1 protein-coding gene is annotated in these 9,817 nt (G+C 77.6%); it reads left to right on the top strand.

What is annotated here, in order from left to right:
• The first annotated feature begins 76 nt into the window (after nt 1–76).
• The gene (locus ACFU6K_RS03435; protein ID WP_380660623.1) at nt 77–9,787 is read left to right on the top strand and encodes an amino acid adenylation domain-containing protein; all 9,711 of its coding nucleotides are present in this window, start codon (nt 77–79) and stop codon (nt 9,785–9,787) included.
• Nucleotides 9,788–9,817: the final 30 nt, after the last annotated feature.

Genomic DNA, 9,817 nt, shown 5'->3' with positions numbered 1-9,817 from the left:
GCCGGTGTGGCAGGTCAGACGCGGCGGCGCTTGGGCGGGCGGCATCCGTTGTGCGGGGTGGGGCGTCACCGCCTACGTGCTGGACGGCGCGCTGCGCCCGGTGCCGCCCGGCCTGCCGGGGGAGCTGTACCTGGCCGGGCGGCAGGTCGCCCGCGGCTACCTCCACCGGCCCGGGCTGACCGCCGGCCGCTTCCTCGCCGACCCGTACGGTGCCCCCGGCGCCCGGATGTACCGCACCGGCGACCTCGCCCGCTGGGACGCCGACGGGCAGTTGGAGTTCCTCGGCCGGGCCGACGACCAGGTCAAGATCCGCGGCTTCCGGATCGAACCCGGCGAGGTCGAGGCCGCCCTGCTGACCCACCCCGACCTCGCGGACTGCGCCGTCGCCGCCCGCGAGCAGGGCGGTCGGACCCTGCTGGTCGGCTACCCGGTGCCGGCCGCCGACCGGGTGCCGCCCGCCGAGGAGCTGCGCGCCTGGCTGCGGCGCACCCTGCCCGACCACCTGGTGCCCACCGCGTTCGTCCCGCTCGCCCGCGTCCCGCGCACCACCAGCGGCAAGACCGACCGGCGCGCCCTGCCCGCCCCGCCCGCCCAGCCGGACCGCACCACCCCGTACGTCGCCCCGCGCCCCGGCGCCGAGGAGCGGCTCGCCGCGATCTGGGCGGAGGTGCTCGGCGTGCGGCGGGTCGGCGCCCGGGACAACTTCTTCGCGCTCGGCGGCGACTCCATCCTCAGCATCCAGATCGTCTCCCGGGCCCGCGCCGCCGGACTCGCCCTCACCACCAAGGACGTCTTCCGCTACCAGAACGTCGCCGAACTCGCCCTCTGCGCCGGGGAGTCGACCGTACGGACGGAGGCGGACGAGGCCGAGCCCGCCGAGGCGCCGCTCACCCCGATCCAGCACTGGTACCTCGACCACCGCCGCCCCGGCGAGGCGCTGCGCTTCACCATGACCCAGCGGCTGGCACTGGCCCCGGACACCGACCCGGCGGCACTGCGGCGGGCGGTGCTCGCGCTGGCGGAGCACCACCCGGCGCTGCGCACCCGCTTCCACCACGGCGAGGACGGCTGGCACCAGGAGGTCCTGGCGCAGGCACCGGACGGCGTCTTCACCCACCACCGGACCGTCCTGGAGACGGAGGTGCAGCGGGCCGCCGAGGAGGCCCAGCGCTCCCTCGACCCGCTCCGGGGCCGGATGCTGCGCGCCCTGTACTTCGACGGCGGCGGCGACGAGCCCGGCCAGCTCGTCCTGACGATCCACCACCTGGCCGTGGACGGCGTCTCCTGGCGCATCCTGCTGGCCGACCTCGAAGCGGCCCACCGCGCCGCCCGGGCCGGCGCGCCCGTCCGGCTGCCGGAGCCGGGCACCTCCTACACCCGGTGGGCCGCCCGGCTGGAGCGGCACACCCGCTCCGGCGCCCTGGACGGCGACACCGCGTACTGGACCCGCACCGGCGAGGCCCCGGCCGGACTGCCCGCCGGGCGGCCCGGCGCCAACACCCACGGCACCGCCGCCACCGTCACCGTGACGCTGGACGAGCGGACCACCGGGGCGCTGCTGCGCCGCGTCCCCGAGGTCTACCGCACCCAGGTCAACGACGTCCTGCTCAGCGCCCTCGGCCGCACCCTGGCCCGCTGGTGCGGCCGGGACACGGTGCTGATCGGGGTGGAGGGCCACGGCCGCGAGGACCTCTTCCCCGAGCAGGACCTCTCCCGGACGGTCGGCTGGTTCACCGCCGAGTTCCCGCTCGCCCTGCGCGTCGACCCGGAGGCGGGCTGGCACCACACCCTGCGCTCGGTCAAGGAGCAGCTGCGCGCCGTCCCGCTGCGCGGACTCGGCCACGGCGCGCTGCGCCACCTGCGCCGCCCCTCCGCCCTCCCGGAGGACGCGGCCGCGCCGCAGGTCGGCTTCAACTACCACGGCCAGTGGGACACCCGCGGCGGCGCCGACGGGCTGCTGCGCGGCTCGCTGCCCCCGGCAGGCCGGGACACCGACCCCGACGAGCCCCGCCCCTACCTGCTGGACGTCATCGGGGCGGTCCAGGACGGCCGGCTCGAACTGGGCTGGACCTACCCGGCGGAGGTGTACGAGGAGGCCACCGTCCGCGCCCTCGCCGAGCAGACCCTCCAGGCGCTGCGCGAGCTGGCCGAGCACTGCGCGAGCCCCGGCGCCGGCGGCCGCACCCCGTCCGACTTCCCGCTGGCCGGCCTCGACCAGGAACGGCTGGACGGCCTGGTCGGCGACGGCCGCGAGGTCGCCGACGTGCTGCCGCTGACCCCGCTCCAGTCCGGCATGCTCTTCCACGGCCTGGTCGACGAGGACGGCGCCTACGTGGACCGGATCGCCGTCCGGCTGGCCGGCGTCGCCGACCCGGCGGCCTTCGCCGCCGCCTGGCAGCAGGTCGCCGACCGCACCCCGGCGCTGCGCACCGCCGTGCACTGGCGCGGCCTGCCGCACCCCGTCCAGCTGGTCGCGCGCCACGCCGCCCTGCCCGTCCGCCACCTCGACTGGCGCGCCCTGACGCCCGGACAGCGCGCCGAGGAGACCGAGCGGCTGCTCGCCGAGGAGCGGGCCGCCGGCCTGGACCTGGGCACCGCGCCGCTCACCCGGCTCGCCCTGGCCGCGCTGCCCGGCGAGGAGGTGCTGCTGCTCTGGTCCACCCACCACGTGATCCTGGACGGCTGGAGCACCGGGCAGCTGCTCACCGAGGTCTGCGAGGAGTACGCCGCGCTGACCGGCGGCCCGCAGGCGCCCCGCCCCGTCCGCCGCCCGTTCGCGGACTTCCTGGCCTGGCTGCGCGAACAGGACGAGCGGTCCGCCGAGGAGCACTGGAGCGCCGCGCTGGCCGGGTTCACCGAACGGACCGCGCTGCCCTACGACCGCCGCCCCGCCGGGGCCCACCGGGCCCGCTCCACCGCCGCCGTCCACCGCGTCCTGGACGAGGCGGCCTCCGCCCGGCTGCGGGAGAACGCCGCGGCCGCCGGACTGACCGTCAACACCCTGGTCGAGGGCGCCTGGGCGCTGCTGCTGGCCCGCTACGGCGGCACCGCGGACGTGGTCTTCGGCACCACCGTCTCCGGGCGCCCGGCCGAACTGCCCGGCGTCGAGACGATGATCGGCCTGTTCATCAACACCGTGCCCGCCCGGGTCCGGATCCCCTCCGGCGGCGTGCTGCCCTGGCTGCGCGACCTCCAGGACCGGCAGAGCGAGGGCCGCGGCCACGACCACCTGGCGCTGACCCGGATCCAGGGCCTGAGCGAACTGCCCGCCGGGGAGCCGCTGTTCGACAGCATGCTGGTGTTCGAGAACTACCCCGTCGACGAGTCCGCCGCGGACCGCACCGGGGTCCGGGTGGTCGAGGTGCGCGCCGACGACGCCACCACCTTCCCCTGGTGCCTGCGTGCCCACCTGAGCGGACGGCTCGCCTTCGACCTGGCGTACGACCCCGCGCTCTTCGAGCAGCGCACCGCCCGGGACGCCGCCGACCGCCTCGCCCTGCTGCTGACCGCCCTCGCCGACGGCCTGGACGGCGACCTCGCCGCGCTGGACCCGCTCACCCCGGCCGACCGCGAACTGCTCGCCTCCTGGCACACCACCGCCCGCCCGCCGGCGCCGCGCAGCCCGCTGCGGATCTTCGCCGAACGGGTCCGCTGCACCCCCGACGCCCCCGCCGTGCGCGACGGCGGGCGCGAGCTGAACTACCGCGGGCTGGACGACTGGTCCGACCGGCTGGCCGCCCGGCTGCTCGCCGACGGCCTGGCCCCCGAGGACCGGGTCGCCCTGGCGATGGACCGCGGCACCGAACTCGTCGTCGCCCAGCTGGCCGTCCTCAAGGCCGGCGGCGCCTACCTGCCCGTCGACCTCCGCGCCCCCGAGGAGCGCCGCCGCACCCTGCTGGAACGGGCCGGCGCGGCCGTGACCCTGACCGCCGGACAGGTCGCCGCCGCCCGCGACGGGGCGCCCGCCCCGCACCTGCCGCCCGCCGACCCCGACCGGCTCGCGTACGTGATGTACACCTCCGGCTCCACCGGCGAGCCCAAGGCCGTCGCCGTCCGCCACCGCGACGTCGCCTCGCTCGCCACCGACAGCCGCTTCACCGGCGGCCGCTGCGCCCGGGTGCTGCTGCACTCGCCGGTCGCCTTCGACGCCGCCACCTTCGAGGTGTGGGCGCCGCTGCTGAACGGCGGCTGCGTCCTGGTCGCCCCCGAGGGGCCGGTGGACGCCGCGCTGCTGCGCCGCCTGGCCGGCCCCGACGGGCCGACGGCCCTGTGGCTCACCGCCGGGCTGTTCCGGCTGCTCGCCCAGGACGCGCCGGACTGCTTCACCGGCCTGCGGACCCTGTGGACCGGCGGCGACGTGGTGCCCGCCGCCGCCGTGCGCCGCGTCCTGGCGGCCTGCCCCGGGCTGACCGTGGTGGACGGCTACGGGCCCACCGAGACCACCACCTTCGCCACCGCCCACGCCCTGTCGGACGCCGCCGCGGTGCCCGACACCGTCCCGATCGGCCGCCCGCTGGACGACCGCCGGGCACACGTCCTGGACGCCCGGCTGCGGCCCGTCCCGCCGGGCTGCGCGGGCGAGCTCTACCTGGCCGGCGAGGGCCTGGCCCGCGGCTACCTGGGCCGCCCCGGCGCGACCGCCGCCCGCTTCCTCGCCGACCCCTCCGGCCCGCCCGGCGCCCGGATGTACCGCACCGGGGACCTCGCCCGGCGCCGCCCCGACGGCACCGTGGAGTTCCTCGGCCGCGCGGACGACCAGGTGAAGATCCGCGGCTTCCGGGTCGAGCCCGCCGAGGTGGAGGCGGCGCTGGCCGCCCACCCGCTGGTCGCCGACGTCGCCGTGGTCGTCCGCGAGGACCGGCCCGGCGCCCGCCGGCTGGTCGCCTACGCCGTCGGCACCGACGGCGCCGTCGACCCCGGGGAGCTGCGGGAGTTCGCCGCCCGCGCGCTGCCCGACTACCTCGTCCCGGCCGCCTTCGTCCCGCTCGACGCCCTGCCGCTCAGCCGCAACGGCAAGGTCGACCGCGCCGCCCTCCCGGCGCCCGAGGAACAGCCCGGCAGCGGGCGCCGCGCACGCGTCGAACCGCGCACGGCGGCCGAACGCCGCACCACCGAGCTCTTCGCCGAGGTCCTCGGCATCCGCCCGCCCGGCACCGACGAGGGCTTCTTCGACCTCGGCGGCGACTCCATCCTCAGCATCCGGCTCGCCGCCCGCCTCGCCGAGGCCTTCGGCACCGAGCTCGGCCCCCGCGCCGTCTTCGACCACCCCACCCCGGCCGGCCTGGCCCGGCTGCTCACCGAGGAGCCCGCCGTCCCGGCCCGCCCGCCCGTCGTCCCGGTGCCCCGCACGGGCGCCGCCCCGATGTCCCACGCCCAGCAGCGCCTCTGGTTCCTGGAGGAGTTCACGCCCGGCGTCTCCGAGAACGTCGCGCTCGCGCTGCGGCTGCGCGGCACCCTCGACGCCGGCGCCCTCGGCGCGGCCCTGGACGCCCTGACGGCCCGGCACGAGTCGCTGCGCACCACCTTCGACAGCGTCGACGGCCACGGCGTCCAACTGGTCCACCCGCCGCGCGCCGTACCGCTGCCGCTGCACGACCTCTCCGGGCGGCCCGCCGACGAACGGCCGCGGGCCCTGCGCGACCTGCTCGCCGCCGACCGCGCCCGCCCCTTCGACCTGCGCCGCGGACCACTGTTGCGCGCCACCCTGGCCCGGCTGGCCGACCGTGAGCACGTGCTGGCGCTGACCCTGCACCACATGGTCACCGACGGCTGGTCCACCGGCGTGCTGCTCACCGACCTGGCCCACCTCTACCGTGCCGAACTCGGCTCCACCGAAGCCGAGTTGGCGCCCCTTCCGGTGCAGTACGCCGACTACGCCCACTGGCAGCGCGCCGCCGGGGCCCCCGCCGGGGACCAGCTCGCCTACTGGAAGGGCCAACTGACCGGCGTGGTACCGCCGCAGCTGCCCACCGACCGGCCCCGGCCCGCGATGCGCACCGCCAACGCCGCCAACGCCGCCACCGTCCGACTGGAGCTGCCCGCCGGCACCGCCCGCCGGCTGGCCGAGGTCGGCCGGGAGCGCGGCGCCACCCTGTTCACCACCCTGGTCGCCGCCGCCCAGGCCTACCTGGCCCGGCTCTGCGGGGACACCGACATCACCGTCGGCACCATCACCTCCGGCCGGCACCGGCCTGAGATCCAGCGGCTCGTCGGGTTCTTCGTCAACACCCTGGTGCTGCGCTCCCGGGTCGAGCCCGGACAGCCCTTCGACGCCCTCCTCGGCGAGGTGCGGCAGACCGTCCTGGACGCCTTCGCCCACCAGGACGTGCCCTTCGAGAAGGTGGTCGACGAGGTCCAGCCGGTGCGCGACACCAGCCGCAGCCCGCTGTTCCAGGTCCACGTGGTGCTCCAGAACGCGCCGTCCGCCGAACCCGACCTGCCGGGCCTCGACGTGACCGGCATCGAGCCCGACGCCGTACGGACGCCCTTCGAGCTGGTGCTGGAGTTCGTCGAGACCGCGAGCGGCGCCCTGCACGGCCTGTTCACGTACGACACCGACCTGTTCGACGCGGCCACCGTCGAGCGGATGGCCGGCCAGCTCGCCACCCTGCTCACCGCCGTCGCCGAGGACCCGTCCCGCCCCGTCGGCGCGCTGCCGCTGGCCGGCCCGGACGAGCCGCCCGCCGAGCCGCACGGCGGCTTCCGCCCCGTCCCCGAGGCGACCCTGCCCGAGCTGTTCGAGCGCCGGGCCGCCGCCACCCCCGGGGCACCGGCCCTGCTCGACGGCGAACGGGAACTGAGCTACGCCGAACTCGACCGGGCCGCCAACCGGCTGGCCCACCGGCTCATCCGGCGCGGCGTCGGCCCCGAGCGGCTGGTCGCCCTCGCGCTGCCCCGCTCGGCGGCCATGGTGGTCGCCCAGCTCGCCGTCGCCAAGGCCGGCGGCGCCTTCCTCCCGGTCGACCCGGACTACCCGGCGCCCCGGCGGGAGTTCATGGTCCGCGACGCCGCCGCCCACCTGGTGCTCGACGACCCGGCGCAGGTCTGGACCGCCGAGGGCCCGGACACCGCGCCCACCGACGCCGACCGCACCACCGCCCTCACCCCCGCCCACCCCGCCTACGCGATCTACACCTCCGGCTCCACCGGAACGCCCAAGGGCGTCCTGGTCACCCACCGCGGCCTCGCCGTCTTCGCGGCGGCCGCCGCCGAGCAGTACGCCGTCGGCCCCGGCGACCGGGTCCTCCAGTTCGCCTCGCCCAGCTTCGACGCCTCCGTCCTGGAACTGTGCATCTCGCTGCTCTCCGGGGCCGCCCTGGTCACCGGCGAGGAGGGGCCGCTGGTCGGCGAACGGCTCGCCGAGGCGCTGGCCGCCCGCCGGATCAGCCACACCCTGATCCCCCCGGCCGCGCTGGCCACCCTGGAACCGGAGACCGCCGCGGCCCTGACCGGGCTGCGCACCCTGGTGGTCGGCGCCGAGGCCTGCCCGGCCGACCTGGTCGACACCTGGGCCCCCGGCCGGCGGATGGTCAACTCCTACGGCCCCACCGAGGCCACCGTCGTCGCCACCTGGACCGGCCCGCTCGCCCCCGGCACCGGCAGCCCCACGATCGGCCGCCCCAGCGGAGCCACCCGCGCGTACGTCCTGGACACCGCCCTGCGGCCGGTGCCGCCCGGCGTCACCGGGGAGCTCTACCTGGCCGGCCCCGGCCTCGCCCGCGGCTACCTCGGCCGCCCCGGCCTCACCGCCCGGTGCTTCCTCCCCGACCCGTACGGAGCCCCCGGCGAGCGGATGTACCGCACCGGCGACCTCGTCCGCCGCGCCGCCGACGGCCGGCTCCGGTTCGCCGGCCGCGCCGACGAGCAGATCAAGCTGCGCGGATTCCGGATCGAACCCGGGGAGGTCGAGAGCGCCCTGCGCCGCAGCCCCCTGGTGCGCGACGCCGTCGTCACCGTCCGCGCCGACGGCCCGGGCGGCGGCCGGCTCGTCGGCTACGTCGTCCCCGCCGACGCCACCGCCGGCGCACCCGCCCTCGACCTGCGGCTCCACCTCGCCGAGACGCTGCCGCCGCACCTCGTCCCCTCGGCCTTCGTCGCGCTGGAGCGGCTCCCGCTCACCCCCAACGGCAAGCTCGACCGGCGGGCCCTGCCCGACCCCGGACCCGCCCAGGCCGCGGCCGGCCCCGGCCGGGCGCCGGAGACCGACCTCGAACGCCGGATCGCCCGGATCTGGGCCGACGTCCTCGGCCTCGACGAGGTCGGCGCCGACGACAACTTCTTCCTCCTCGGCGGCGACTCCATCCTCAGCATGCAGGTGGTGTCCCGGCTGCGCCGCGACGGCCTGCACCTGGCCACCCGCGACCTGTTCAGCCACCAGACCGTGGCCGAACTGGCCACCGTCGTGCGCACCGCCACCGAGCGCGCCGACGACGGCCCGGTGACCGGCGGCGTCCCGCTCACCCCCATCCAGGAGTGGTTCCTGACCACCCCGCGCGCCGCCCACCACCACTTCAACCAGTCCACCCTGCTCGAACTCTCCGCCGACCCCGACCCGGCGGCGCTGCGCGCCGCGCTCGTCGCCCTGCTGGAGCACCACGACGCCCTGCGGATGCGCTTCACCCGCGACGAGTCCGGCTGGCACCAGTTCAACCCGCCGCCCGCCCCCGCCGAGGACCTCCTGGCCCACCACGACCTGACCGGGCAGGACACCGGGGCCGCCGACGCGGCCATGGCCAAGGCCGCCGACGAGTTGCACGCCGGCTTCGACCTGGCCCGCGGCCCGCTGCTGCGCGCCGCCCTGTTCACCGGCCACCCGGAACACCCGGCCCTGCTGCTCCTGGTCGCTCACCACCTGGTCGTCGACGCCGTCTCCTGGCGGGTGCTGCGCGACGACCTGGAGAGCGCCCACCGGCAGGCCGGCCAGGGCGGGCCGATCACCCTGGGGGAGCGCGGCACCTCCTTCCGGGACTGGGCGCACCGGCTCGCCGCCCATGTCGCCGAGGGCGGCCTGGACCACGAACTGCCCTACTGGGAGCAGGCGGTGGGCGCCCGGGCGGCCCTGCCCGGCAGCCCGTCCGGGCCCGGTGGCACCGAGGCCGCGGCGGTCACCGTCGAACTCGACGAGGCCGACACCGAGGCGCTGCTGCGCGCCGCCCCCGCCGCCTACCGCACCCGGGTCAACGACGTGCTGCTGGCCGCCCTCGCCCTCGCCCTGGCCCGCTGGAGCGGCCAGCAGCGGATCGGCCTGGACCTGGAGGGGCACGGCCGCGAGGACCTGCTGGACGACGTCGACCTGTCCCGTACGGTCGGCTGGTTCACCACCGTCCACCCCGTCGCCCTCCACGTCCCCGACCCCGCCGACCTCGGCCCGGACCGCGACTGGCGCGCCCTGGTGAAGTCCGTCCGCCGCCAACTGCGCGCGGTGCCCGGCAACGGGCTGGGCTTCGGCGCCCTGCGCACCTTCGGGACGCCCGAGGTCCGCGAGCGCCTCGCCGCCGGCGGCCACGGCCAGGTGGTCTTCAACTACCTCGGCCAGTGGGACGCCCGGCCCGAGGCCGCCGGCGACGGCCTGGTCCGCGCCGAACTCGGCTCCTTCGGCCAGGACCACGACCCCCGGGACGGCGGCTCCCACCCGCTGGAGGTGGTCGGCGCGGCCCAGCACGGACGCCTCGCCTTCACCTGGCACCACCGGCCCGCCGTCCACGACACCGGGGCCGTCCGCCGGGCCGCCGAGGAGTTCGCCGCCGCCCTGCGGCAGATCGCCCGGCACGCCCGGGAAGGACGGTGACGACACCACCCCACCCGTACCGGACCCGCC

The sequence above is a fragment of the Kitasatospora sp. NPDC057512 genome (assembly GCF_042802135.1).
Lineage (GTDB): Bacteria > Actinomycetota > Actinomycetes > Streptomycetales > Streptomycetaceae > Kitasatospora.
Note: the sequence above shows the minus strand (reverse complement) of the source record. Positions and strands in the feature narration are given on the sequence as shown.